Origin of the sequence: Sphingomonas ginsenosidivorax (assembly GCF_007995065.1) — a bacterium.
In the GTDB taxonomy this organism is placed as follows: Bacteria; Pseudomonadota; Alphaproteobacteria; order Sphingomonadales; family Sphingomonadaceae; genus Sphingomonas; species Sphingomonas ginsenosidivorax.
Window position 1 is genome coordinate 1 of sequence record NZ_VOQR01000002.1, and the last position, 25816, is coordinate 25816.

General features: G+C 64.7%; 25 protein-coding genes. 14 read left to right on the plus strand and 11 right to left on the minus strand.

Going from position 1 to position 25816, the window contains the following annotated elements; all coding sequences use genetic code 11:
* The 5 genes from FSB78_RS19360 to FSB78_RS18185 all read left to right on the plus strand — a co-directional run.
* On the plus strand, positions 1 to 189 hold a 189-nt coding region (locus FSB78_RS19360), incomplete at its 5' end, for a hypothetical protein (protein ID WP_206752118.1).
* Positions 190 to 352: 163 nt separating this feature from the next.
* Positions 353 to 1249 carry a polysaccharide deacetylase family protein gene (locus FSB78_RS18170; protein WP_147084313.1) on the plus strand — a complete coding sequence of 299 codons (897 nt, stop codon included), beginning with the start codon at positions 353 to 355 and terminating at the stop codon, positions 1247 to 1249.
* A gap of 172 nt (positions 1250 to 1421) precedes the next feature.
* Positions 1422 to 2555: a Gfo/Idh/MocA family protein gene (locus FSB78_RS18175; RefSeq protein ID WP_147084314.1), complete on the plus strand. Its 1134-nt coding sequence runs from the start codon at positions 1422 to 1424 to the stop codon at positions 2553 to 2555.
* 31 nt (positions 2556 to 2586) lie between these two features.
* On the plus strand, positions 2587 to 3399 hold the full coding sequence (locus tag FSB78_RS18180; RefSeq protein ID WP_147084315.1) for a glucose 1-dehydrogenase: 813 nt from the start codon (positions 2587 to 2589) through the stop codon (positions 3397 to 3399).
* Positions 3392 to 5215, plus strand: coding sequence for a glycoside hydrolase family 15 protein (locus tag FSB78_RS18185; protein WP_242008463.1), 1824 nt, complete (start codon positions 3392 to 3394; stop codon positions 5213 to 5215). Before FSB78_RS18180 ends, FSB78_RS18185 begins: the two co-directional genes overlap by 8 nt.
* Before the next feature lie 33 nt (positions 5216 to 5248).
* On the opposite strand, the gene FSB78_RS18190 is transcribed toward FSB78_RS18185, so the two are convergent.
* The 3 genes from FSB78_RS18190 to FSB78_RS18200 form a co-directional block, all read right to left on the minus strand.
* Complete coding sequence (locus FSB78_RS18190) at positions 5249 to 7612, minus strand: FdhF/YdeP family oxidoreductase (RefSeq protein ID WP_147084316.1); 2364 nt, start codon at positions 7610 to 7612, stop codon at positions 5249 to 5251.
* A 412-nt stretch (positions 7613 to 8024) separates the two neighbouring features.
* On the minus strand, positions 8025 to 8345 hold the full coding sequence (locus tag FSB78_RS18195; protein ID WP_147084317.1) for a phosphoribosyl-ATP diphosphatase: 321 nt from the start codon (positions 8343 to 8345) through the stop codon (positions 8025 to 8027).
* A gap of 358 nt (positions 8346 to 8703) precedes the next feature.
* The gene (locus FSB78_RS18200; RefSeq protein ID WP_147084426.1) at positions 8704 to 9366 is read right to left on the minus strand and encodes a cation efflux transmembrane domain-containing protein; all 663 of its coding nucleotides are present in this window, start codon (positions 9364 to 9366) and stop codon (positions 8704 to 8706) included.
* 69 nt (positions 9367 to 9435) lie between these two features.
* On the opposite strand from FSB78_RS18200, the gene FSB78_RS18205 reads away from it, so the two are divergent.
* From FSB78_RS18205 to FSB78_RS18225, 5 genes are all read left to right on the plus strand, one after another.
* Positions 9436 to 9837, plus strand: coding sequence for a MerR family transcriptional regulator (locus tag FSB78_RS18205; protein WP_242008448.1), 402 nt, complete (start codon positions 9436 to 9438; stop codon positions 9835 to 9837).
* Positions 9838 to 10287: 450 nt separating this feature from the next.
* Positions 10288 to 11046, plus strand: a complete 759-nt coding sequence (locus FSB78_RS18210) for a hypothetical protein (protein ID WP_147084319.1) — start codon at positions 10288 to 10290, stop codon at positions 11044 to 11046.
* Positions 11046 to 11690 (plus strand): RES family NAD+ phosphorylase, encoded by a 645-nt coding sequence (locus tag FSB78_RS18215; RefSeq protein ID WP_147084320.1) that lies wholly within the window; start codon positions 11046 to 11048, stop codon positions 11688 to 11690. Before FSB78_RS18210 ends, FSB78_RS18215 begins: the two co-directional genes overlap by 1 nt.
* Positions 11691 to 11838: 148 nt before the next feature.
* Positions 11839 to 12465, plus strand: a complete 627-nt coding sequence (locus FSB78_RS18220; RefSeq protein WP_158638043.1) for a TetR/AcrR family transcriptional regulator — start codon at positions 11839 to 11841, stop codon at positions 12463 to 12465.
* A 29-nt stretch (positions 12466 to 12494) separates the two neighbouring features.
* Positions 12495 to 13235, plus strand: coding sequence for an SDR family NAD(P)-dependent oxidoreductase (locus FSB78_RS18225; RefSeq protein WP_147084322.1), 741 nt, complete (start codon positions 12495 to 12497; stop codon positions 13233 to 13235).
* Positions 13236 to 13432: 197 nt separating this feature from the next.
* Here FSB78_RS18225 and FSB78_RS18230 read toward each other — a convergent pair whose 3' ends face one another.
* From FSB78_RS18230 to FSB78_RS19590, 8 genes are all read right to left on the minus strand, one after another.
* Positions 13433 to 13726, minus strand: a complete 294-nt coding sequence (locus FSB78_RS18230; protein ID WP_147084323.1) for a hypothetical protein — start codon at positions 13724 to 13726, stop codon at positions 13433 to 13435.
* Between the two features lie 3 nt (positions 13727 to 13729).
* Positions 13730 to 16993 carry an error-prone DNA polymerase gene (locus FSB78_RS18235; RefSeq protein ID WP_147084324.1) on the minus strand — a complete coding sequence of 1088 codons (3264 nt, stop codon included), beginning with the start codon at positions 16991 to 16993 and terminating at the stop codon, positions 13730 to 13732.
* A complete protein-coding gene (locus FSB78_RS18240) occupies positions 16990 to 18528 on the minus strand; it encodes a Y-family DNA polymerase (protein ID WP_147084427.1) in 1539 nt (512 codons plus the stop codon). Before FSB78_RS18240 ends, FSB78_RS18235 begins: the two co-directional genes overlap by 4 nt.
* Positions 18529 to 18688: 160 nt before the next feature.
* Positions 18689 to 19450 (minus strand): ImuA family protein, encoded by a 762-nt coding sequence (locus FSB78_RS18245; protein ID WP_199743312.1) that lies wholly within the window; start codon positions 19448 to 19450, stop codon positions 18689 to 18691.
* A 163-nt stretch (positions 19451 to 19613) separates the two neighbouring features.
* A complete protein-coding gene (locus tag FSB78_RS18250; RefSeq protein WP_242008449.1) occupies positions 19614 to 20546 on the minus strand; it encodes a DUF7146 domain-containing protein in 933 nt (310 codons plus the stop codon).
* A gap of 225 nt (positions 20547 to 20771) precedes the next feature.
* The gene (locus tag FSB78_RS18255) at positions 20772 to 21215 is read right to left on the minus strand and encodes a hypothetical protein (RefSeq protein WP_147084430.1); all 444 of its coding nucleotides are present in this window, start codon (positions 21213 to 21215) and stop codon (positions 20772 to 20774) included.
* A 219-nt stretch (positions 21216 to 21434) separates the two neighbouring features.
* Entirely contained in the window at positions 21435 to 21758 is a 324-nt protein-coding gene (locus FSB78_RS18260) for a single-stranded DNA-binding protein (RefSeq protein ID WP_147084325.1), read from the minus strand.
* A gap of 3 nt (positions 21759 to 21761) precedes the next feature.
* Positions 21762 to 22460, minus strand: coding sequence for a hypothetical protein (locus FSB78_RS19590; protein ID WP_242008451.1), 699 nt, complete (start codon positions 22458 to 22460; stop codon positions 21762 to 21764).
* A gap of 413 nt (positions 22461 to 22873) precedes the next feature.
* Here FSB78_RS19590 and FSB78_RS18270 point away from each other — a divergent pair, with 413 nt between their 5' ends.
* The 4 genes from FSB78_RS18270 (at position 22874) to FSB78_RS18285 (ending at position 25807) form a co-directional block, all read left to right on the plus strand.
* Positions 22874 to 23557 (plus strand): muramidase, encoded by a 684-nt coding sequence (locus FSB78_RS18270; RefSeq protein ID WP_242008452.1) that lies wholly within the window; start codon positions 22874 to 22876, stop codon positions 23555 to 23557.
* A gap of 167 nt (positions 23558 to 23724) precedes the next feature.
* Positions 23725 to 23907, plus strand: a complete 183-nt coding sequence (locus FSB78_RS19790; RefSeq protein ID WP_422396735.1) for a hypothetical protein — start codon at positions 23725 to 23727, stop codon at positions 23905 to 23907.
* Positions 23904 to 24503 (plus strand): lytic transglycosylase domain-containing protein, encoded by a 600-nt coding sequence (locus FSB78_RS18280; protein WP_147084328.1) that lies wholly within the window; start codon positions 23904 to 23906, stop codon positions 24501 to 24503. Before FSB78_RS19790 ends, FSB78_RS18280 begins: the two co-directional genes overlap by 4 nt.
* Positions 24500 to 25807, plus strand: a complete 1308-nt coding sequence (locus FSB78_RS18285; protein WP_147084329.1) for an LPD7 domain-containing protein — start codon at positions 24500 to 24502, stop codon at positions 25805 to 25807. The genes FSB78_RS18280 and FSB78_RS18285 overlap by 4 nt, the downstream gene beginning before the upstream one ends.
* Positions 25808 to 25816 lie beyond the last annotated feature (9 nt).

Sequence of the window (25816 nt, forward strand, 5' to 3'; positions counted from 1 at the left end):
AGTGTCAAGACGGCGCCGTTCGACGGAAAGGTGGAGCCCGGCATCGTCCATGTCGCGCTCAAGGCAGCCAGCCCGGAGAGCGTCGATCGCGTCGTCGCGCGCGCTGTCGCCGCAGGTGCTACGGTGCATACCGAGCCGCAGGGTCGCGAACTGGTAGGTGAGCCGAACCTCCCTTCCGCATCGCCATGATCATGGGCCTCGACGGCGAAGTCATCGAGATCTGCCACAACGGCCAGATCGACGTGTAGACCCGGTAGGACCGGCCATTCCAGACTGAAGTGCAGGCTTCGGTGCCGACGGGTGTCCGGTCCGCCGATCCGGGTGAAACGAGACTTTCAAAGGATTACGGCACATGTCCGACAACGCATTCTGGCCCGACGGGGCACGCCTCGCCATTTCCCTCAGCTTGATGTTCGAAGGTGGTGGCCAGCCGATTTCGGGTGCGGATGGCCCGATCCCTGAGCCGATCAAGGATGGCCTGCCCGATCTGCCGACGAACGCCTTCTTCGCCTATGGCGTCCATGAAGGTATCCCTCGCATCCTTGATCTAATGGACAAGCACGACATCAAGCTGTCGTCCTTCGTAATTGGACAGGCGATCGAAAAGGAACCCGAGCTAGCGCTGGAAATCGCCACGCGGGGCCACGAGATCGCTGCGCACGGGCGCACGTGGCAGAACAGCTACGCGATGCAACCTGACGAGGAGCGGCGCTTCATCGCAGATTGCGTGGCGTCGATCGAAAGGATTACCGGGGTGAAGCCGGTTGGCTGGAACGCCTATTGGCTGCGAAACTCCCCCAGTACGCTCGACATCCTGCAGGAGCTTGGGTTCCAATATCATATCGACGAACCCAGCCGGGACGAGCCATTCATCGTGCCCCTGTCGGGCGGCGACTTCGTGACAGTGCCCTATACCTTCCACATGAATGATATCTCGTCGTTCCCGTTCGAGGGCTATGATCCGATCGCCTACGAGCAGGCGCTCAAGGACGAATTCGATCAGCTCTATGAAGAAGGCGCGCATCGGCGCCGCATGATGGTCATATCGCTGCACGACCGTATCTCGGGACATGCCAATCGCGTCCGGCTTCTCGATCGGTTTCTCACTTATGCCAAATCGAAGCCCGGCGTGTGGTTCGCGCGCAAGGACGAGATCGCCAGCTATGCCTTGCAGACCAAGGGTTCGCCGACACCGATCGTCAGTCGCGGGTCGCCGACCGAGACGGGGCTGCCCGGACCCGCTGCGTAGCGGACTGGAAGTTCAGAGGCGTTCTTCCGTCCTCCACTAGAAGAACGCTTACGTGCGGATGATGTGTTGTGGGTCGGGCGGACAGGCCTCTGCCCATAGCACATCATCGTGGTGGGACCCATCCGCCCCCGGTTGGGCGTTTAGGCCAGACTTTTCCGATCAGGAGTTTGAAATGAGCATCGCTTCGGCACTCGGCCTCGGCGGCCGCAAGGTCCGTTACGCCATCGTCGGTCTCGGCGACATCGCGCAGGAGGCGTTGATGCCGGGCGTGTCGCACACCGGCAACTCGACGATCACCGCCCTGGTGTCCGGCGACCCGGAGAAGCTGACGAAGGTGGGCAAGCGCTACGGCGTCAAGAACCTCTACAGCTACGAGCAATTCCCCGCGCTGCTCGCGTCGGGGGAGATCGATGCGATCTACCTCGCCACGCCCAACTGGCGGCATGCCGAATTCGCGGTGCCGGCGCTCGAGGCTGGCATCCACGTCCTCAGCGAAAAGCCGCTTGATGTTTCGTCGGCCAAGGCGCGCGGGATCATGGCCGCGGCGGCGAAGGGCAAGGCGCAGCTGATGACCGCCTATCGCCTGCACTTCGAACCCGCGACGCTGGATGCGATCCGGCGGATAAGGGCCGGCGAACTCGGCGACCTGATCGCGTTCACCGCCTGTTTCACGCAGATGGTCGATCCGGCCAATCATCGCGCGACGAGCGGGATCGAGGCTGGGCCGCTGTTCGACATGGCGCCCTATCCGATCAATGCGATCCGCTATCTGTTTGGCGCAGAGCCGCTCGAAGTCGTCTCGGCAGTGGCGACGCGCCACCCGGAATCAGGCTTCGGCGATCTGGACGACACCTTTGCGGTGACGTTACGCATGCCGGGCAACCGCCTCGCGCAGTTTACCGTCAGCTATTACGCCAACAACGTCGACATCCTGACCATTGCGGGCACGAAGGGTTCGATCCAGATGGATCCCGCGTTCGGCTTCGGCCAGGGTCTCGCTCACCGTCGTCGCATCGGCGACAAGGACAGCCAGGAGACATTCAAGGCTACCGACCAATTCGGAGGCGAGTTGCAGTATTTCTCCGAATGCATTCTGGAGGATCGCAGCCCCGAGCCGGACGGCGAGGAGGGACTGGCCGATCTGCTGGTCGTCGAGGCGATCGTCGAAGCGCTGAAAACGCAGCTGCCGGTCAAGGTCGCGCACATTGGACGAACCCGGCGGATTGATCCCGACGTTCAGGAACGCACCCTGCGCGCGGTTTCGGCACCCGATCCGGTCAATGCGGCATCGCCGACAGGCGACTGATCTCAACTCCTGCCCCCGAAAGGATCGATCCATGTCTTTTAAAGAGCAACTGCTGGCGCACCACGCCGCGATCGTGACCGGCGCGAGTTCCGGGATCGGCCTCGCCGTGGCCGAGGCGCTGGCGGCTGCAGGCGCGGCGGTGGTGGTCAACTATCGATCCGATGGCGACCGTGCCGATGCGCTGGTCGAGCGCATCGTCGGGGACAACGGTCGCGCGATCGCGGTGCAGGCGGATGTGTCGGACGAGGCGGACGTCGCACGCTTGTTCGATGTCGCGGCAGAGGCGTTCGGCCGTATCGATGTGCTCGTGTCCAATTCCGGCGTGCAGAAGGATGCTGCGGTCGCCGACATGTCGCTGGCCGACTGGAACACGGTGATCGACGTCAACCTGACCGGGCAGTTCCTGTGCGCGCGCGAGGCGGTCCGCCGCTTTCGCGTTCAGCCGTGCAAAGGGCGCCCGGCGCGCAGCGCGGGCACGATCATCGCGATGAGCTCGGTACATGAGATCATCCCATGGGCCGGGCATATCAACTACGCCGCGGCCAAGGGCGGCACCCGCATGCTGACCCGCAGCCTGGCGCAAGAGGTCGCAGCCGATAGCATCCGCGTCAACGCAATCGCACCGGGTGCGATCCGCACGCCGATCAACAAGGATGCGTGGGACAGCGATGCGGCATTGGAAAAGCTGTTGCGGCTGATCCCCTACGGCCGGATCGGCGAGCCCGAGGATGTCGCCCGCGCCGCGGTCTGGCTGGCATCGGATCAGGCGGATTACGTAACCGGCACGACCTTGTTCGTGGATGGCGGTATGTCGCTTTACCCTGAGTTCCGTGACAATGGATGACGCGCAAGCAGTACCGCCACTGCGCAGCATCGGCGATCACGGCATCATCGGCGACCTCGAAACCGCGGCGCTGGTCGCGCGCGACGGCACGATCGACTATCTGTGCTGGCCATCGCTCGACAGTCCAACGGTGTTCGCCGATCTGATCGACGGCGATGGCGGCGCGTTTTCGATCAGGCCGGACCTGGACGATCCGCAGGTGATGCAGCTCTACGTTCCCGACACCAACGTGCTGGTGACGCGCTGGATGTCGGAAGGGGGCAGTGCCGAGCTGGTCGACCTGATGCCCCATCCCGAAGCGCGGGTACATTCCGATCGCGGCGCACAATGTGTGATTCGGCGGATCACGGTGACACGGGGAACGATCGTGTTTGCCGTACGCTGCGCGCCGCGGTTCGATTATGCTCGCGAGGTGCCGACGGCAGCGGCAACAGCAGGGGGCGTGCGCTTCAATACGCCCGACCTTGCGCTACGGCTATTCGCGTCGATGCCGCTCGCCTGCAATGGCGGCGACGCGATCGGCGAGGTCAGGCTGACCCGGGGGAAAGCGCCTGGTTCGTGCTTGGCGGCGACACGCTCGCGCGGCCCGACGACGCACAGGTCACGGCGGAAATCGCGTCCACCACCGCGGCTTGGCGCAGCTGGGCGGGACGATCGAGCTACAAGGGGCGGTGGCGGCGAACAGGTGCTGCGATCGGCACTGGCGCTTAAACTGCTGACCTCTGCCCGGCACGGATCGATCGCCGCCGCAGCGACCTTCTCGCTGCCCGAGGCGACGGGGGCAGGACGCAACTGGGACTATCGCGCGACCTGGATCCGTGATGCATCGTTCACCGTCTATGCGTTCATGCGGCTGGGCTACATCGAGGAGGCGGAGCATTTCCGGCAATGGGCCGGGCAACGGGTGATGGCATCCACGCCCGACGATCCGATCCGCATCATGTACGCGCTCGACGGGAGCGAAGCGGCCGACGAGCAGGAGTTGGCGCATCTGGCAGGATATGCGGGCAGCCGCCCGGTGCGGATCGGCAACGCGGCGCATGCGCAGAGCCAGCTCGATGTCTTCGGCGAGCTGCTCGACAGCATCTATCTCTCCAACAAATATGGCGCGGCGATCAGCCATGACGGTTGGCAGCATATCTGCGGCATCGTCGATTATGTGATCGCGCACTGGCAGGAGCCCGATGCCGGGATCTGGGAAATGCGCGGCGAACCGCGGCATTTTCTCCATTCGCGGGTGATGTGCTGGGTGGCCCTGGACCGGGCGATCCGGCTGGCGAAGAAACGGTCGCTGCCGGCGCCGTTGGTCGAATGGTCGGAAAGCCGCGACGCGATCGTCGCCGACGTATGGGCGAACTTCCGCCATCCCGAACACGGCCATTTCGTGCAGTCGCGGGGCGGCACCGAACTGGATGCCGCGCTGCTGATGATGCCGCTGGTGCGGTTCGTGTCGTCGACCGATCCGGTGTGGCTGACGACGCTCGACGCGATCGGCGAACGTCTGCGCGACGACGGACTGATCTACCGCTACCGCAATGGCGATGGGCTGGAGGGTGGCGAGGGCGCGTTTACGACCTGCACCTTCTGGTATGCCGAATGTTTGGCACGCGCGGGCCGGATCGACGAGGCGCAGATGACCCTCGCCAAGGGGATGGCTTATGCGAACCCGCTCGACCTGTTTTCGGAAGAGCTTGACCGACGTGGCCAGCCGCTCGGCAACTTCCCGCAGGCGCTGACGCATCTCGCCTTCATCAGCGCGGCCTATTTCATCGATCGACGCCTCGATCCAGCTTACCGGCCCAACTGGCAGCCCTGATGGTCCGGTCGGGCGCTGGCCGGTGCATGGCGGTCAGCCTTTAGGTTCGACGGACCGACCGATCACGCCGGCGCGTGCGACGAGGCGCTCGGTCCCGTCGTCGGGTCCGGCGGGGCGGATCTGGACGGGGACTGACTTGTAGGACGGCGTCAGGCTCTGGAGGTCATGGTCCTCCAGCGCGATCAGCGGCTGCGTCTCGGGATAGTAGGAGGCGCAGCAGCCGTCGGGCAGCGCATGCTCGACCAGCGTCAGTCCCTGGACGATGCGGTCGTCGCGCTTGAACTGGAGCGCGGTGGTGACGTCGATCACGTCGCCCTCGGCAAAGCCGAGCCGCGCGATCTCCTTGGCGTTCATGAACAGGATGTCGCGCCGCCCGAAGACGCCGCGATAGCGATCGTCGAGCGCATAGATGGTGGTGTTGTACTGATCGTGCGAGCGCAGCGTGGTGAGCCGCATCACCGTCGGGTCGGCGGTGGTCTCGTCCTCCTCGACGCCGGGCGAGACGATGAAATTGGCCTTGCCGGTGTCGGTGTTCCACACCCGCTCGGCCGCCGAATTGGGCAGGTGGAAGCCGCCCGGCTCGCGGATGCGGTTGTTGTAGTCCTTGAAGGCGGGGAACACCGCCTCGATCTTGTCGCGGATCAGGTCGTAATTGGCGACGTAGCCGTCCCAATCGATCCCGCCCTTGCCGCCCAGCGTCGCCTTGGCGATGTGCGCGACGATCCACGGCTCGGAACGGACGTTGTCGCCCGGCGGCATCAGGAAGCCGCGCGAGGCGTGGACCATCGACATCGAATCCTCGACGGTCACCGCCTGCGGCGTGCCGTCCTGCAGGTCGCGCTCGGTGCGGCCGAGGCAAGGCAGGATGTAGGTGTCGCCCTTGGCCATCAGTAGCTGGGTGCGGTTGAGCTTGGTGGTAATGTGGACTGCGAGCTCCATGTTGCGGAAGCCCTGCGCGCAGGCCTGCGGATCGGAGGAGGCGATGGCCAGGTTGCCGCCGAGGCAGACGATCGCCTTGGCCTTGCCGTCGCGCATCGCGGCGATGCTCTCGACCACCGAATGGCCATGCGCGCGCGGCGGCTCGAAGGCGAACACCTCCTTGATCTTGTCGAGCAGCGCCGCGGTCGGCCGTTCGGTGATGCCGACGGTGCGGTCGCCCTGGACGTTGCTGTGGCCGCGCAACGGGCAGATGCCGGCGCCCGGCCGGCCCATGTTGCCACGCAGCAGCAGCAGATTGGCGATCTGCTGGACGTTGCTGGTGCCGGTGCGGTGCTGGGTGATGCCCATGCCATAGCAGGCGATGGTCGCGGTCGACTGGGCGTAGAGCCGCGCGACCTCCTCGAGGTCGCTCTGGCCGAGCCCGCTGGCGTGGACGATATCCGCCCAGTCGCTGCCCTCGAGATTGGCGACCAGCGCGTCGAAGCCGGCGGTATGCTCGGCGATGAATGCATGATCGAGCACCGCCGGTTCGCCGGCGGCGGTGGCGGCCTTGTCCATCGCGACCAGCGCCTTGGCGATACCCTTCAGCGCCGCGGCATCGCCGCCGACCTTCACCTGCAGATAGTTGGTCGCGATCGGCGTCGCCGAAAAGGTCGCCATCTCGATCACCGACTGCGGCGATTCGAACCGCTCAAGTGAGCGTTCCTTGAGCGGATTGAACACGATGATCCGGCCACCGCGGCGGGCAACCTCGCGCAGCGTCGCCATCATCCGCGGGTGGTTGGTGCCGGGATTGTGGCCGATCGAGAGGATCAGATCGGCGTGGTCGAAATCCTCCAGGCTGACGGTGCCCTTGCCGATGCCGATCGACTGCGGCAGCCCTACCGAGGTCGCCTCGTGGCACATGTTGGAGCAATCGGGAAAGTTGTTGGTGCCATAGAGCCGGGCGAACAGCTGATAAAGGAACGCCGCCTCGTTGGAGCAGCGCCCCGAGGTGTAGAATTCGGCCTGGTTGGGATCGTCGAGCCTGGCCAGGCCGGCGCCGATCGCGGCAAACGCCTCATCCCATTCGACCACTTCGTAGTGATCGGTCTCGGCATTGTACCGCAGCGGATCGGTGATGCGGCCCTGGCCTTCGATCCAATGGTCGCTCTGCTCCCAGATCTCGGCCACGCTGTGCTGCGCGAAGAAGTCGGCGCCGATCCGCTTCGCGGTCGATTCCCAGGCCACCGCCTTGGCGCCATTCTCGCAGAACTCGAATGACGAGGTGTGCTTGGGGTCCGGCCACGCGCAGCTCGGGCAATCGAAGCCGTCGGGCTGGTTCGATTTGAGCAAGGTCTGCGCGCCGCGCTGGACGATCTGCTGCGCCTTGAGGGTGAGCGCAACTGCCTTCAGCGCGCCCCAGCCGCCGGCCGGGCCAGTATAGTCCTTGATCCCCTCGGGGCGCTTGCGATGCATACCATACTCTCCACAACTAAGCCGCGCTGCCCCGCCGCCGGCCTTCGCTTGCTACGATGATGTTCGCATACGAAGGTCACGTCCCTCAGCACGTATAATAATACCATGCTCGTGACGAACGCAGAGCTATGCGCCACCACGGAGTCGGCAAGGTACGCCCTTGGCTACCCAGCTTTGTAGCGAAGCCCTTGGACGGCTCGCAAGGACGACGTCACCAGGCCGTTCCCCCACAACCTTGAACTGGTTAGCTTCGTCCCGATCGGCCGACAGCGACGGAGTCTCCGCGCCGCGCGGTCCGCTGCTGTAGGTACTGGCGGGCGCGCTGGATTGCCAAGCGGCCCTTAGAAGAGTGCTTGATTCGGTTTGAACGGTTGCAGCGGTCAGTACGCCGGACGAAGTTCGGCACGACGTATCAAGCGGTCCGCCCAGCTTTCTCGACGAGCCCGCCTACGCCCTCGCGCCGTTCAAGTTCGGCCCGTACATCCTTCAAACTCAGCCCAGCATCAGCCAACAGGACCGCAAGGTGAAACAGCAAGTCCGCCGCCTCATACACGATGCTCGCCCCATCGCCGGAACAGGCTGCGATCACCGTTTCGACCGCTTCCTCGCCGACCTTCTGAGCGATTTTTGTACGACCCTTGGTGAAGAGACTAGCGGTGTAGGAGGCGTCGGCGGGGGCGTCGCGTCGCGCACGGATCGTCGTCTCGAGGCGGTCTAAGATGGGATCAGCCATGTTCAGCCTGCTGACCCAGCACCGAGGGCGGGTCAATTCCTTTTGCTTGGCCCCGCAAACCGTGGCTCTGGTACCTCATGGTGCCCGGACAAATGCATCGCATTGCCTGGTCCCTCTTCAATCCCGAACAGGGGGGCGGCCGTAGACCGTCTTGCTGAGACGGTCACGCGTGCCGGCTTTCCTGTCGATGTGACCCTTGTCGATAAGAACCAAGACGATATCCCGGTGCATCATCATGGCTATACTTTGATGCTCACACGTTCGATGATCGCTGGCGCCTTAATCCATTAAGATCGCAATCGGAACAAGCGTAACAAGCTCATCGACCAGCGCTCGGCTTGTGCTACCATCCTAGAGCTTACCGATTGCCATGTCCCGGCAGCCTGTAATTGGAAGGGGCGGGCATTAAACCGGGCCGCAGTTCGGTGCGCGCCTGTCGCATGATCTGGAAGCCGCCCGATAGCCCGAGCACTGCCATCAGCGCGGCCACCACTAGATCGGGCCACGCGCTGTTCAGACCGAAGACGCCACCCGCCGCCAGCACCACGGCGATATTGCCGATCGCGTCATTTCGCGAGCAGATCCAAACCGAGCGCATGTTCGCGTCACCGCTGCGGAAGCGGTACAACATCACCGCGACCAGGACGTTCGCGATCAGCGCCGCAACCCCCACGACGCCCATGACCTCGGCATGAGGCACAGCACCGTGGAGCGCGCCCCACCCCGCCGCGAGCAGGACATAGAGCCCGAGCAGAGCAAGCGTCGCTCCCTTCAGCATCGCGGCGCGCGCGCGCCAGGCTATCGCCATCCCGGCGACACCAAGGCTGATCGCGTAATTGGCGGCGTCACCGAAGAAGTCGAGCGCGTCAGCCTGCAGCGCTTTCGACCCGCCTGTAATCCCTGCGACGATTTCGACCGCGAACATGCCGCCGTTGTTGGCGAGCGCAATCCACAGCGCGCGCCGCCACTTCGGGTCGTTGAGGGTGCCCACCTTGTCGGACGCGCAGCTCGTGCAGGCCATCTTCGCCACCTCGAAAAAATCGATCTGGCAGCGTATATGCACCCTCTAGTCGCTAGAGGGTCAAGCGCTGTGTCTGAGAAACTGACAATCGGGAGGCTGGCCGCGGCGACGGGCGCCAAAGTCGAGACGATCCGCTATTACGAACAGATCGGCTTGCTGCCGGCGCCAGCGCGGTCGGCCGGCAATTACCGAACCTATGAGAGCGAGCACCTGCGTCGGCTGTCCTTCATTCGCCGGGCGCGCGATCTCGGCTTCTCGATCGATGCGGTGCGAGAGCTGATGGGGCTCGCCGATCGTCGCGATCAGTCCTGCATGGCCGTGGACGTGATCGCCAACCAGCATCGGGATGCGATCACGCGGAAGATAGCTGACCTGACGGCGCTCGCGGGCGAGTTGGACTCGCTGATCGACTCCTGTAGCCGCAACATGGTGGCCGACTGCAGAATTATCGCGGCTTTGGGTCCAGCTTGATCGTCGCGCCTTCCGCGCAGCCTCACGATCTTGCCAAGCAGAAGCGCTTTCTCGAAACGCGTTCTCAAAAACGGTGCATAAAGGTTAGCGCTTCGCAGCTGACCCGGCGATTTTACGTGCCACATTCATCCATCTGGGTGAGCCTCGACGGAGCGCTTCTTCAAGCCTCACGAAAGCCACTCGTTCGGAGGTTCGTCTCTGTTTGAGGGTCTAAGCGTCCGGACAGCTCGCCGTGATCGATGTTCGTTGAGGGCGAGACGCCGATAACGACCCGCGTGGTGCGCCCTCTATCTTTTTTCCAGGAAGAGGTGTTACTGGAAAATACATTGAGTGTGGCTTAGGCGGTTAGACCGCTTATAAGTTAGCGAGACTAAGCGGAATCGTTGCCCGAAGGATGGTAATGCCGGTTATTAGAGTTATATGTTAGCGAGACTAACGTAGGAGCTGCCCATGGCGACCCTCGCCAACGCTATTGATCCCGGCGCCTTCGCCAATCTGGTGTTCGCCAGCCTGGTCGAAACCGCGCGCGCCAAGCCGGCCAAGCGTCGCGGGACCACGCGATCCGACGTGATCGACGACACCTTATATATAGCACCCACCGTTGAGGGCTTCTCGAAACAGTATCGAACGGCCGTCGATCACGCGATTGAGCAGCTGACCGCCACTGGCATCGCAGCCGACCCGGATCGACAGGCACTCTACGCGATCGTTGACAAGCTGCTGCCCGACGTCCGCGCGCGGCACCTCGAGCGCAAGATCGAGCAACTCCTCGACGTCCTGGCCGACACCCATGATCCTATGGCTGAGTTTCATACCGCGGTTGCGGCCGACAACACAGCCATCCGCCAGCGCTTCATGCACGAGGTCGAGACGCTCACCTCGGCCGAGGTCGCAGCGCGGGCGGGACACCAAGCCAAGAACCGTCACCAGACCGCCGCGCGCTGGAAGGCGCAGCGCCGCGTCTTCGCGGTCCCGTATCAGGGACAGGACCGTTTCCCGGCCTTCCTGTTTGACGCCGACGGCAAGCCGCTCCCCCTCATCAAGAAGATCCTAGACGTCCTGCCGGCGAGCCGGACGCAATGGCAGACCGCTTTCTGGTTCGTGTCGTCCAACTCCTGGCTCGGTGGTCCCGCGCCGCGGGAGATGCTCGAGAATGAAGCGGGTGTCCTTGAAGCCGCGGCGCACGAGAGCGACGAGATCAGCGGGTGATGGTGCTCGCGCCGACCGGTATCGTTCCCAAACCGCCAACTGCATTTGCGACCCACGTTACTGATCTGCCCGTGGGTGCGGTTCTCTGGCGCATCCACGCCGAGAAGCTTGCTGGCAACGTCTTCAATCCGGGTTTTGGCGCCTCCCGGTTTGCACCGATCGGACCCGTGCGCAAGCGCGTGCCGACCGCCTATGCCGCGCAAGAGTTCGAGGCGGCGGTGTACGAGACGATCTTCCACGATCTCGATCCCGCGCAGCCGTTCAAAACCTATCCCTTGAGCAAACTTGGGGAGGTCCGTTGCTCGGTGCTGCGGGTGACCAGTCCTTTGGCGCTACGCTCTTTCCTTGCGCCGGACCTGATGAAGCTGGGCCTCGCGCGGAACCAGCTGATCGATACGCCTGCGCACGAGTTCCCTGACACGCGGCGCTGGGCGGCCGCGCTTCACCGCAAGGATGTCGGCACACACGGGATGGTCTGGGAATCACGAGCTTATCCGTCATCATTGGCGATGATGTTCTTCGGCGATCGCTTGCCCTCCGGGGCGCTGAGCGTGGTCAGCTCGACCCGGATCGACGCCGATCCGGTGCTCGCAATGCGGTTCAGGGCACTTGCAGACCGTTCGGGTGTGACCCTAATCGTCTGAGACAACGCTCAACCACTCATGCGACTGTTGCTGCCTCTGACGCGGGGCTCGGGATACGGGCATTGCGGCTATCGGAGGTCGATGGAAATTTCCCATTGTAATTCACGCGTGATCTCCATAACCGTACGGTATGGTCACTAGAACACGCTTGAGCCGTTCTACGCCCGACGATCGACGCACCACCATCGTCGAGGTCGCCCGGCAGGTCTTCTCACGCGACGGGTATGGCGGTTCATCGATGTCGGGGATTGCGGCGGACCTGGGCGGCTCGAAGGGTACGCTCTACAAATATTTCGATACCAAAGGTGCGCTCTTCGAAGCGGTCATGCTGCAGTGCTGCAAAGACATGTTCGTTGACTTCAATGGCGATCTAACGAGATACAAGGATGTCCGTGAATATCTCATCGATGCGGGCACTAGAATGCTACCGGCGATGCTGGAGTCCAGTGCGCTGGATATCAGCAGGTTGGTACTTAGCGAAGGCGTTCGGCATCCACAGATAGCCCGGATCTACGCCGAGAAAGCACTCGACCCAGCTGATGAGGCAGTGGCGCTCGGATTGGCGCACTTCCACTCGATCGGTCAGATCGAATGCCCCGACGCGCTTTCCTCCGCGAAGCAATTCATGGGACTGCTTCGGGCAGATATCCATCTGCGCGCGGTTTGTGGCCTGGATACTCGTCCGGGGGATGGCGAACTGCTCGCCCATATCATCGGCGTCACATCGCTCTTCATCGCCGGAAATACATCAAACAGCGCCGACAGCTCTGCGTGACGAACCTCCCTCTTTCCAGGAAAATCGACATGACCAATAAGACGCTTGACGGAAAAATTGCGCTGGTAACGGGCGCATCAGGTGGGATTGGCCAAGCCATCGCCATGCATCTTGCTAAAGCCGGCGCGCATGTGATGGTCCACTATTCCGGAAACAAGGCGGCTGCGGACAAGACGGTCGCTGTTATCGCCGACAATGGCGGCAACGCGCAGAGCGTACAGGCGGATCTGCGCGATCCGGGAGCGATCGATGCGCTCGTTGGCCAAGTCGAGACGCTCGATATCCTCGTCAACAATGCCGGCATTGCGGACGGAGCGGATATTTTGGCAACGACGCGTGACCAATATGATGCCGTGTTCGACACTAACGTCAAAGCCATGTTCTTCCTGACGCAGGCGCTGCTACCCAAAATGCAGGATGGTGGCTCCATCATCAATACTTCGTCCACGGTGTCGATCGCGGCCTATCCAGAGTACATCGTCTATGCGATGTCCAAGAACACGGTGAATGCCTTCACCCGGTCGCTGGCGGCTGGGGTCGCCAAGCGGCAAATTACTGTGAACGCGGTACTGCCGGGCGCGACCGATACGGACTTCATCAACTCGGTTCGGGATTACCCCGGCGTGATGGAAGCCATCGCTGCCCAAACGGCGCTCGGACGCCTCGGAAAGCCAGATGACATCGCGCCTGTGGTAACGTTCCTTGCCTCCCCGGCAGGGCATTGGATCACCGGTCAGTGCATCCAAGCCAATGGCGGCATGCACCTCTGAGCCATGATGTGCCAGGCGTGGTGGCGCGGTAGCTTATGCATCCTGATGCAATGCCTGCAACCATGCGCCGGAGTCGCTTGCCCCCTCACCCCAAGGTGGCCCCGGCGACTTTATCAATGATCCGCTTTCGCCGAGCGCGCCGAAAGCGGCTAATCCGAGTTTTTGCAGGTGAAGCTAGAGTAGCTTTACGGTTTGGGTCACTGAACCGGGACGATGGACTCTTCGTACCGCCCCGCGCGACGCAACTGTCTGACGATCCCGTTGAAGGCCGCGGTGACGCCCTGTGCTCGGCCGATCTCGTTTTCCTGCTGCGCCGCGTCCCAGTAGAGTTCGAGCGGCCAGCGCTTGGGGCAGTGCGGCAGCAGGCAGCGTAGCGCCAGGCGCACCTCGGCGCTGTCGACCCTTGTGTCGGAGCAGCGGGCGACGCCGGTACGCAGGATGTGGATCGACAGGGCGATGATGATCCGCTGGCCGCGCGGGAGCGCCGTCACAGCTCAGCGGAAGTCGTGCGACTTGAACCGCACGACCTCCTCGGGATCCATGCCGTCGGCGTGCGGCGGCCAGTAGGAATTGCGAGGAAGAGGGCTCCAGCCCTTGTCGCCTCGATCGGGCGAACCGGCGTGACGGGCACCGTCACCGCGGCCGGTCTGGTGCGGGAACGACATGGCGCCGACCTGAGTCAGCAGGTCGCCGTGATCGATGATCCGGTCGCAGATCACGTGGATGACCTCGCCCTCCTTCTGTACCCTACCCTTCATGCCGATCATCGAGGCCGACATGACGGTGCGGCGCTGCGCCTCGAAGCGGTCCGGCCAGAGGATACCGTTGGCGATGCCCGTCTCGTCTTCGATGGTGATGAAGAGCACGCCCTTCGCTGAGCCCGGCTTCTGCCGAACGAGGATGATCCCGGCGACCTCGACGTGCCGCCCATCGCGGATGCCCGCGAGGTCGCCGCAGCGGGTCACGCCGCGGCCCGACAGCTCGTCGCGGAGGAACGACAACGGATGGGCGCGCAGCGATAGCTGGAGCGTGCGATAGTCCTCGATCACCTCGCGGCCGTCGGTCAATGGCCGGAGCGCGACGTCGGGCTCTATGCCTTCGGCGCTGATACCGTCGGCGATCCGGTCGGCGGCTGCGAACAATGGCAGCGGCGCCTCGCCGAGCCCCCTCACTTTCCACAATCCCTGCCGACGATCCGCGCCGAACGCATGGTAGGCGTCGGCATCGGCGAGCTTCTCTACAGCAGCACGCTGCACGCCCGAGCGCCGCCACACGTCCTCGACCGACTCGAACGCGGCCGTACTGCGTGCGCCGACGATCGCGGCGCCATCCGCGTTGGACAGCCCACGCACCTGCCGCAGCCCGAGCCGAACGGCGAGGTAGCGCCCGCCGGTCGGCTCCAGCGTGCAGCCCCAGCGGCTGGCGTTGATGCACGGCGGCCGCACCTCGACGCCGTGCTCGCGGGCGTCACGGACGATCTGCGCGGGCGCGTAGAAGCCCATGGGATAGGCGTTCATCAGCGCCGCGCAGAACACGTCGGGATGATGATGCTTCATCCAGCTCGACGCATAGGCGATCTTGGCGAAGCTCGCCGCGTGGCTCTCGGGAAAGCCATAGCTGCCGAAGCCCTCCAACTGGCGGAAAGTGCGCTCGGCGAACTCACGCGGGTAGCCACGCGCCACCATGCCTTCGACGAGCTTCTCGCTGAAGTGGCTCACCCCGCCGGTGAACTTGAACGTCGCCATCGCGCGGCGCAGCTGGTCAGCCTCGGCCGGCGTGAACCCGGCGCCGACGATCGCCACCTTCATCGCCTGTTCCTGGAAGAGCGGCACACCCAGCGTCTTCTCGAGCACCGCGCGCAGCTCGGGGCGCGGGTATTCCGGCTTCTCCAGCCCCTCGCGACGGCGGAGGTACGGGTGAACCATGTCACCCTGGATCGGTCCCGGTCGCACGATCGCGACCTGGATGACGAGGTCATAGAAGCGGCGCGGCTTCATCCGCGGCAACATCGACATCTGCGCGCGGCTTTCGATCTGGAAGGTACCGAGCGTATCCGCCTTCTGAATCATGGCGTAGACCGATGGATCGTCGTCCTGGAGATCGGCCATGCCGACCCGCACGCCTTTCGACTCCTCCAGCAGATTGAAGGCCCGGTTCATGCAGCCGAGCATGCCGAGACCGAGCACGTCGACCTTCATGAACTTCAGGGCATCGATGTCGTCCTTGTCCCATTCGATGATTTGGCGGTCTTCCATCGCAGCGGGTTCGATCGGCACGAGGTCGTCGAGCCTGTCGTGCGTCAGGACGAAGCCGCCAGGGTGCTGCGACATGTGGCGGGGCACCCCGATCAGCTTGCGTGCGAGATCGAGCGTCAGCCGGAGACGCCGGTCGGCGATGTCGAGGTTCAGCTCGTTGACCTGCTTCTCGCCGACCCCTTCCGCGGACCAGCCCCAGACGAGGCCCGCGAGCGAGGAGGTCAAGTCCTCCGGCAGGCCCATCGCCTTGCCGACGTCTCGCACCGCGCCGCGCGCACGGTAGCGCTGGACGACTGCGGTCAGCGCCGACCGGTCGCGGCCGTAGGTTTCGTAGATCCACTGGATAATCTCTTCGCGCCGCTCGTGCTCAAAGTCGACGTCGATGTCGGGCGGCTCGCGGCGTTCGCCCGATACGAACCGCTCGAACAACAGCTCGTGCTTGATCGGATCGATCGAGGTGACCTCGAGCACGAAGCAGACGCAGCTGTTCGCCGCTGAGCCCCGTCCCTGACAGAGAATGCCGCGGCGGCGCGCCTCGCGGACGATGGCGTAGACGGTGAGGAAGTAGGGAGCGTAGCCGAGCTCGCCGATGAGCCGCAGCTCGTGCGTTATCTGATCGGCGTAGGCAGTCGGCACCGCGCCTTCGAACATGCGGGCGACTGCCTCGTTCGCCAGCTTCTCGAGCGCCCCCTGGGCGGTCAGTCCCTCGACCAGCCGCTCATGCGGATACTGGTAGGCGAGTTCGCCGAGATCGAAGGTGCAGGCGCGGGCGATGTCGACGCTGGCCCGCAGCGCGTCGGGATAAGCCCTGAACCGCCGCACCATCTCGGCCGGCGGCTTCAGCGCGCGGTCGGCGTTGACCTCGCGCCGGTAGCCCAGCTCGTCGACGGTGCACTTCTCGCGCACCGCCGTCACCACGTCCTGGAGCAGGCGAACCTCGGGCGCGTGGTAGAGCACGTCGCCGGTCACGACGGCGCGGACGCTTGCCTCGCCTGCTTGCCGGGCGAGGGCGTCGATGCGAACCGCGTCGTTCGGTCTTCGCCGCTGGAACAGCGCCATGTAGCCGCGCCGGCCGAACACCGTCTTCAGGTCGGCGAGCGCGACACGGTTCTCGGCATCCGCCTCGTGCGGCAGCAGGATGGCGATCAGCCCCTCCGACCAGGGCTGGAGATCGTGCCAGTGGAGAAGGCACCCGCCCTTCCCTGCCCGCTTCTTGCCGACGGTGAGGAGCCGTGTGAGCCGCGACCAGGCGGGACGATCGGTCGGATAGAGGAGCAGCCGCCGGCCGCAGGAGAGATCGACCCGCGCGCCCGCAATCGAGCGCACGCCGGTCGCCTTCTGCGCCTCCCAGGCGCGGACCACGCCCGCGACGGTGCCGATGTCGCCAACGCCGAGCGCGGGGTAGCCGAGAAGCGCCGCCGCCGCGAACAACTCCTCCGCGCTCGATGCGCCGCGGAGCAGCGAGAAGTGGGTGAGCATTTGCAGCTCGACATAGTCGGTCATGCGAACACGCCGTGTATCCACCAGCTGAGATCGCCGGTCGTCTCCTCGACCGCATCGCCGCGGCGGAACACCCAGTAGCGACCGCCATGCTCGTCCTCGACGCGGTAGTAGTCCCGCACCGCCCAGACCTCGGCATCGCGGCGCCACCACTCGCCATGGATGCGCTCGGGCCCATCGCCGGCGACGATCGCGTGCGTCCGCCCCCGCCACTCGAAGCGACGCGGCGGCTGGTCGGGCAGCAGCGCGATCACCCGCGACAGCGGTTCCGGACGCGCGAACAGGCGGATGGGACGCTGCCAGTCGGGCCATGTTCCGGGCACCATCACCGGGTCGGAGCGGGTGACGGCCCGTTCCGGCACATGGCTGTCGACGGGAGCGTTCCGGTAGACCGAGCGCGCGCCGATCCGCCCGGCGACGACGTCGACCAGCCGGGCGGGATCGCGCACGAGCGTGTCGCCGGCGAGGACCGCGCCGAGGTCGACCGCATCGAGCGGCTCGGTATGCGGCGCGATCAGCCGGAACTGCTCCAGTCCCATGCCAGGATCGATCCGCTCGATGCGCAGCTTCATGAGACGAAGGAGGTGTGAGATCTCGCGCGTCGGCCGGGACGTTCCGATCGCCACCACCTGCTCGCCACCGTCGACGCGCAGCCCGACGAGGCGCAGCGACCGGGCGCCGAGACCCCGCCGCTGCAGGACCTCTGCGAGATCACCGAGGAGGTCTGCCATGACCTGCTCGATGGCCTCCGCCGTGCCGATCGGTTCGAGCAGCCGCCGTTCGGCCATCGGCACCTCCGGGTCGTCGCGCGGTGTGATCGGCTCGGCCACCGCGCCGAGCGCCTGATCCAGCCGCTTAATTGCGGCAAGCCCCAGACGGCGTGCCAGCGGCCCGCGTGCGACCGGCAGCAGGTCCGCGATCCGCTCGAAGCCGAACTTGCGCGCGGCTTCTAGCGGAGAGGGCGGGAGCCGCAGCGCGGCGACCGGCAGAGGCGCGATCGCGGCGGCCGTGTCCCCTGCCTCGACGCGGATCAGGTCTGCCCGCCCGTATCGCGCCAGTGCATGGGCGGCGCCCGGCGTGTCCGCGACCGCGACTCGTCCAGTGAAGCCTGCGCGACGGCACAAGGCGAGCAGCCGCCGACAGAAGCGCTCCTCGCCGCCGTGCAGGTGATCGCAGCCGGCGAGGTCGAGTAAGAGGCCGTCGTTCGGCGACACGGCGGCGATCGGCGACCATCGCCGCACAGCGAGCAGCGCCAGCCGGTCGAGCAGCGCGGCGTCCGCGGCGGGCTCCGCGGGGCGGACGTCGAGATCGGACACGAGTGCGCGCGCGTGGGTAACGGCCATGCCGACGTGGATGCCGAGACCGACCGCTGCTGGGCAGGCGGCAACCACCTCCTCGCGTCGACCGACCTTGTCGATCAGCGCGAGCGGCGCATGCGCGACGTCTGGAACCAGGGTCGTAGCCACGGTCCGGGGCAACGCTAAGCGTCCCTTGAACGGATGGTCGGCTGCTTCGGAACGCCGCCCCAGCTCGCGCATAGGCGGCCGCGCATGCGCTGGCAGCGCCGCGATATCGCCTTGCACGTTCACGCGTGTCGGCATGCTTCGTGCCCAGCGCGCGCCCGGCCGCCAGTTGCCGCCGCGCGGGACGGAGCAGGCACCGGGATCGTCGTCGACGGGGATTTCGAGCGGCGGGCGGTCAGGCTGCCGCGACGCGGACCGTTCCTGCCGTCTCAGCCGCTCGATGGCCAAGTGCGGCAGGAACAGCGAGACGACCCGTCCCATCGCTGCCCTCCACGATCAGAGAAAAAGGTTCGCCCCCGCGCTGACGGGCGAGTTCGACGAGCCAGCGCGACCGTCCGACGCCCGCGACGCCGAACCGTGCCGACGGTGCGCTGCCGACCCGCCAGCGCGTCCACGCCGCGGACGGCTCGTCGAGCGGATCACGCTCGCGCGACCGCCGGCGTCGGAGCAGCAGCACCGGCATGTCGGCATCCGCCGCCACGAGCTGCAGCCGCCTGGTGGCGACCATCGACACCTTGCCGACCTCCGCGACGATCGCCGAGGGCGTGCCATCGCGAACCGCATCCTCGACGACGGCGAGCAGCGCCGCATCGTCATGGGGCTGCGCGTGGATCACGTTTGCCGCCGGCAGTCCTGCCTGAGCGAGTCCGGGCGCATACAGATCGGTGCGGCAGCTCGCCCACAGCACCGGTCCGCCCAGCGCCGCCGCCTCTCGCGCGGCAATACCGGCCAGGAAGAGCGTCGCCGCCGCCTCGTCGGCCAGCGAAGCGCTGAGCGCCGCCGCCTCGTGCAACGCACCTGCCCGAAGCCCTCCTCCCCCGAGTCGCCGATCGAGTTGCTCGATGCCGAACGGCAGGATGCGATGGTCGGTGACCGGCGTCGCGATCGTCCGCAGCTGAGCTATGGTCGCGGGTAGATGTTGGATAGCAGCAGGCATGGGAATTTAAACTCGGGTTGTTCCCTTTATGTTCCAGCGTTGAGTCCGATTGGTCAAGTCGTAAACGGGCTCTGGCGCAGCGAACCGTCGCTGAAGTTTGCCGATGTGTCCGAGCGGAGCGGACGGTTACAGCGGAGCGTGAATTAGGCGGTTGCCTGTCGCTTCAATCCCGCATTTGCATCGTCGGATCGCTTGCGAGCCGCAGGCGTGCTCGCCAGGCATCGTTCCAGTCGTCTTGGTTTTCCGGCACCCGGCTGACGAGTTCGCGACCGTTCGCGGTCAGGTGTTCACGCGCTTTCTCCAATAGTCGCTCCGCGGCTCGGCCTCGATCACCATAGACGATGACACGCCGTACCTTCTCAGGGATTGCAACGAAGGCAAGCCGCTCGACGCCGCCGAGCGCCCATGTCGGTGTACCGAACCAAGCCATCGCCGAGAGCGCGTCCTCGACACCCTCCGCGAGACCGAGTTCATCCGTCGCCGGAGCCAGTCGGATCGCAGCTACCCCGAGCAGACCCAAGGCGGCCTTTGGCTTGGGGATCGGCTTCTGGAGCACGTTCGTCGGGTGGAGAAAGGTTCGCTGTACGGCGACGATGCCGACATCGTTTTCGACAGCCGCGATAAGCGCCGGCATGACCCGCCTGGCGCTGCCAGCGCCCAAAATGGTTTCCGAGTTGAAGCGCAAGGCCCTCGAAAAGGGCGGCGAAAGCCCCCGAGCGATAAGGTACTCCTCGGCAAGCGTGCCGGCGATCGGTCTGCTTGCCCGCCACAGGCGAACAGCCAACGCCCCCATGTCACGCTTGGGCGTGTCTGTCGGCATCACCACGGCGCTGCGATCGTGAAGCCGATTGCGCTGAAGGGCCTTCATGACCTCGACGGGCGTACAGCCAGCGAAACAGTGGAAGAGGATCGCCGTATCGCCGAGCCGGACGGAGAGGCTCGGTGTTGAATCATCATGTGCGGGACAGCGGCACTCGCCGCGCGTACCGTGCCACACCCCGCCGAGCTGCTCGACGATGGCCTGAGCGCGAGACGAGGCATCAAGCGGAAGTCGCGCCATCGCCATTGTTCCGTGGGTTTGATGGAAATCGAGCAATGGAGCCTCCGGACAGTACCAAATATCCGGACGGCAACCTCGCCTCTCCTGCCGAGCGCAGGCTGACGAGACGCGAGGAAACAAGCTGGTCGCTGGTGCCCTGCGGAAGAACGAGGGCGCCGTTGCGGTCCGCCCTCCCACGTCTCCACTGGTTGGAACACAATCTACTCGAAAGCACGAACGGGCAGTGCGCGCATTTCGGAGGCGGCCACAGTCGAGCCGACGTTAGGTGTAGCGGCCGGTAAAAAGGTCGCCCAGCGCACGCCGACGAAAGGCATTCCACCATCGACGTCGACGATGTTCCGGAGCGTCGTGGATCATATGGCACCGGGGGCACAGCGCAGCGAGGTTGCGCCATCGCGGTCCGCTGAACGTCGGGTCGTGGTTGAGGTGAGCGGTAGCGAGATAGACAGGTCTGCGGGTCATGCGGATCGCATCGAGCGAAACGAACGAGGGTGGCTGTCGAAGCCGCCGGCCGGTACCGTCGCGCCAGGCGCGGATCTCGGCGTCCCACCACACCCCTGCCGTACCAGCTAGCTGCGCGACCCGCCGGCCATGAGGTCGCTGGCAGTGCTCGCAGCGGCCGCCCGCACGCTTGAAGCGGACGATCCTGCTGATTTCGGGCCAATCGATCGGATACAGCCAGCGATGTTCCGGACGGATCGGCATGAGGAGACTCTGATTCATCCGACATCGGAACGAAAGGAGAAAATTGCCTGTACGATGAAGATGAGATCATTATTCGGCTGTCCGCAACAGATGCGGGCTTCACGCCGGTCCGGGAGAGCGCGCCGCTGAAGCGGGCGATTTGGTCCGCCAGAACGGCATGCCGCCGCGAGAGCGGGGAGGAGGTGCCTCTACAGTTCCGAAAGCCGCTCACCGTCATGATCAACTCTCCTCGCCATCGCTCTTCGAGAGCACCGAAAACGTGTCGGCGATCAGCTCGGTGCGGTACGCGACGTCACTGGCTTCACCATGGCTGCGCTCCCGGACGCGACCGGTGACGTGTACCAAATCCCCTTTCGCTGCGGCTTCGATCTGCTGCGTCACGTTCGAGAAGCAGACGACACTGTTCCAATAGGTGTCCTTCTTCCAATCGTCTCCATCTCGACGATTGTAGTTGGCGGCGACGCTGACATAGGTCACCCGCTCGCGGGTCGTGATTTTTCCGATCCTCCCGATGATACGGAATTCGGCGATATTCTGTGGCATCGTTCACTCCTTTTTCTGGAAGTCCAAATTGTCGGCAGATGCGCCGCGTGACGAATCCGATAGGGTTTCGTCGGAGTGAAATTGGTACCGCGCCACGTTTTCGCGCGTCGCATAGATGGCATAGGCCTGCGTCCAGTCGCGGCTTATCGCCTGCTGCGCGATCCGCAGCGGTAGGCGGTGTTCGCACACCAATCGCCACAAGACGTAGGCAAGCTTGTTCTTGTCGGCGGCATTGGCCCGCCCCCGGCGGGGCTGAAGCCAGAGATTGCGCCTGTCGAACGGCGCGCCGCCGATGGAGATCGGGATCAGATGGTCGAGTTCGTAGTCGGCCATGCGCTGCCCGGGATATTGCAGATTCATCAGACGCCGCTTGAACGGCGCAGAGATCTCGAGCGCTGGCCGGGCCCTGCCAGCATAGCCAGGCCGACAGATCGTCGTATCAATCGTCGCCTGTGTAATAGCGGGATCGATTGCTCCCGGTGTCTGCGGCGGCGGGAGGATGTTGCCGTGGTTCGGCTGCAAAATGGGGTCGCGAAATGCTGCAGCGAGGCCAATTACCGCGGCGCAGAACCGAGCGTCGCTCGCGCTTGGGCAGGATTGGCCATCCTGACCTGTCGCAACGCTCCGAAAGGCTGATGATCCATGCCAGTGTGCGACCGCCACGATGAAGAAAAGCCCGCCGAATAGCGCACGGAACCTCATCTGCGATTTTCCGGTATGGTCACCTCGAACTCACAGAACTTGGCTCGCACGGTCTCGACCTCGTCATGACGTGTCGTCGTCGGCTTTGAAGCGGGATCGCCTTCATCTGATTATTGAGCGGCATAGAATGGCGAAACGGCCTAGGACAAGGCAAGACTTCATTTGCTCCAGATTTCCCTTAATTTCATTCCAAGATAGACGTTGTTGCAACGTCCGCCATTACTTAAGCTGTTAATATGGATGCCATTTAGTTTATTGGCTATCCGTTCCGAGTGGTCAATGGCGGGACATCATCAGTGCTTCCGGCGAGTATTGTAGCAAAGGCGGTACAACTCTGTGCGATGGGGCTAAACGCAGCCGGAGCACCGGGGCCGTTTGCGATCGGAGTTCGTACGGGTGCGGTCCTTACCCGGGTGCCCGCCAACCAAGCCGAGGCGGAGGCAACGATCCGCGACCTGCTCGCGCTCGGCGCTGACTTCGAGGCTGGTCCGCTTCGCATTAACGGTCGGGATTTCTCGACCTTCAAGATCACGCCGGCATCGGTTTTCGACCCGTGCGCGCTGGCGCACACCGGCGAAGCGAGTGATCGCATCGTCGATAACGGCGGCGCCGAGGTCTCGAGCGTCAGCGCTTTGCTGCGTCGGACCTTCGATGCCCGCATCACCAACACGATCCGGCCCATGAACGCGAGCTACGGTGCTCGCTACAGTTGGCACAAGTTCGGCCAAGCGATCGACTTCGTGCCTGCGGCCGGCGTCGGCTCGATCACCCGTGCGCAGCTCAGGTCAGTGATGGAAGCGAGCGGCTTCCAGGTCATCGAACTCCTTGGCCCAGGCGACCGCGGCCATTCAAACCACTGGCACCTCGCATTCGCTCGCTCGGGGCAGGTCATCGATCAGCCTCGCCGGGTAGAGGACGATGAGGAGTGGATGATCAATGTCGCCGGTGCCGGCCCCGGTGCCGCTCGCGTGCTCCAGGAGGGCGCGGCACCAGCTCTTACGGCAGGGCTGGGCCTTCAGACCTCTGCGACGGCGCCTCCGCAGTGGGACGTCTTCGCAGCGGCCGAATGGCGCGCAAACCAACGAGGTGGTTCATGATCCGACAGGCTTCGAGGAAGCTTGCAGGAGTGGCGGGCGCTCTCGAGTTCCCGATCGCAGGCGTGTTGGCACTCGCGATTCCGCAGCCTGCGTACGCATCGGATTGGGGATGCCAGGTGATCCTGTGTCTCGCTACGCCGGGATCGCCCACAACCTATGCCGCGTGCGTGCCTCCGATCACGAAGTTATGGAACGTCCTTGCCCTGGGCGGCTCGTTCCCGACCTGCACCGGCGTTGGCATCCGCACGAGGTCGGTCAGGCACGGCTATGACCTGACGATCACGCAAGCAGATGGCTCGGCGTCACGCTACGCGCTCGACACGCGGACCCAGACGGTGCTCCCACAGTGATCTACGACGTGCCCGCCATCGTCGCGTTGGCGAAAGCGTGCGCACCGGCGATCGCAACTGAGGCGGTCGTTCCCCTCGTCCTGACGGAAAGCGGCGGCGATCCTCTGCAGATCAATGTTAACAAGGGTCCGCGGGTCCGTGCTCGGTCGAGCACGGAGGGCGCAGCCATCGTGCGGCGCTACATGGCGGCCGGATATACCGTCGACATCGGCCTTGCGCAGATCAACTCGGCCAATCTCTCTCGTCTAGGTGTGACGGTCGAGCAGGCGTTCGAGCCGTGCACCAACATCAGTCTCGCTTCCAGCGTCCTACAAGCCAACTTCGACGCTGCGAGCCGCTACTATGACGGGCTCGACGCAATCTCAGCCACCTACTCGCTCTACAACACGGGCACGATGACGCGCGGGATGCGGAACGGTTACGTGGGCCGCGTCTGGTCCCGGGCCCTTTCATTGGGGTCGATCCCGGCGGCCCCTGCCTTGCCGGTTGCACCGCTGCGGATTGCTACGACGACCGTGGCTGCAAAGCCTATGTCCCGGTCCGACGACTGGGTCGTGGGTCAGGTCGACGCGAACGAGATCGAGGTGTTCAAGTGAGCACCGAGAACAGCGTCTCGCGCGGGCAGCCCGAGGTCGAGCAGCAACGCCCGTCGACCGAGTTCGCAATCCCTCCCGACATCGCGGATCGCTACGAAGTCCGCGCTGTCGACGCGCCGGAGGGCCAGCAGCGCTTCGGTCTCTTCCGGCCCGGGCAACGCGACGCACCATTCATCGAGATCGCCGATGGGGGCAAGGCCAGCCGGATCGTCGCGCGCGCCGAGGATGCGGAGACGATCCAGGCGTTGGTCAAGATCGCGCAGTTCAACGGTTGGGACCGGATCGACGTCGATGGCTCGCCGAATTTTCGAAAGGCGGTCTGGGCGGCGGCTACCCGATCCGGCCTCGAGGTCAACGGATACGAGCCGTCGTTCATCGAGCAGGAGAAGTCCGCGACTGCTCGTCGGGAGGACATCGCGAGACGCGATCTGACGCCTGCGACGCCGGCGCCCGATGAGATGAAGCGATCACCCGGTACGGCCGTGCAAGCGGTGACTCCCCTTGCAGAGGTTACTGAGAAGAAAGGGACCCCTTCGGAGGACGTCGGCTTGGCAGATGCCGACAGCCGGCTTTTGCTCAAGATCAGCGCGCTCACTGCGGATCGAACGGCCCTCCACGACGCCTTACCGGGTGCGACCAACGCCCTCGTCCGTGAGGTGCAGCACGAGCGGATCGACGAGAATGGAAGTGCACTGGGCGTCGCGCTCGACCGCGCCTTGGCAAGCCCGGCGGTAGTGGAGGCGTTCGGACGGGCCGGCTACGAACCCGAGGCGCTGCGGGAACTGGGGCGGGCGGAGAAGTGGGATACGGAGGTCGCGACCGCGGTCTCTCTCGCGCGCTCCGGCTCTCGTCGCGACACATTGACGCGCGACACGGACGCGCCCCCGACGGGGATCGCCACGCTTGTCGCCGATAGGGGCCACGCAGAGAAGCCCGACAGGCCCACCCCGTCGGATGATCGGCTTCAACCCGAGCAGCCCGGGACGGCTACCGACCCGGACGCAAGCTCGGCGGTGCTGCGCCGACGCGAGGGCGACGAACTCGCCGAACTCTTCCTGCACGGGACGGAAGGAAGCGCCGGAACCGACCCCCGCCTTGCCGGTGCGATGCAGGCACAGCGCGTGATGGAGCAGCATATCGGCAAGGTGTTCGAGGGTGACGCGATGAGCATGGCCTCCGCGAACCTGGAAAGCCGGCACATGATCTCAGACGCGCTGCGGCGCGGCCTCGATGTCTCCGTGCGTGAGCCAACACACGTTCGGCAGATCGAGCCGATCCAGACCCGTCCCGATCTTGAGCGATAGACCATGGAG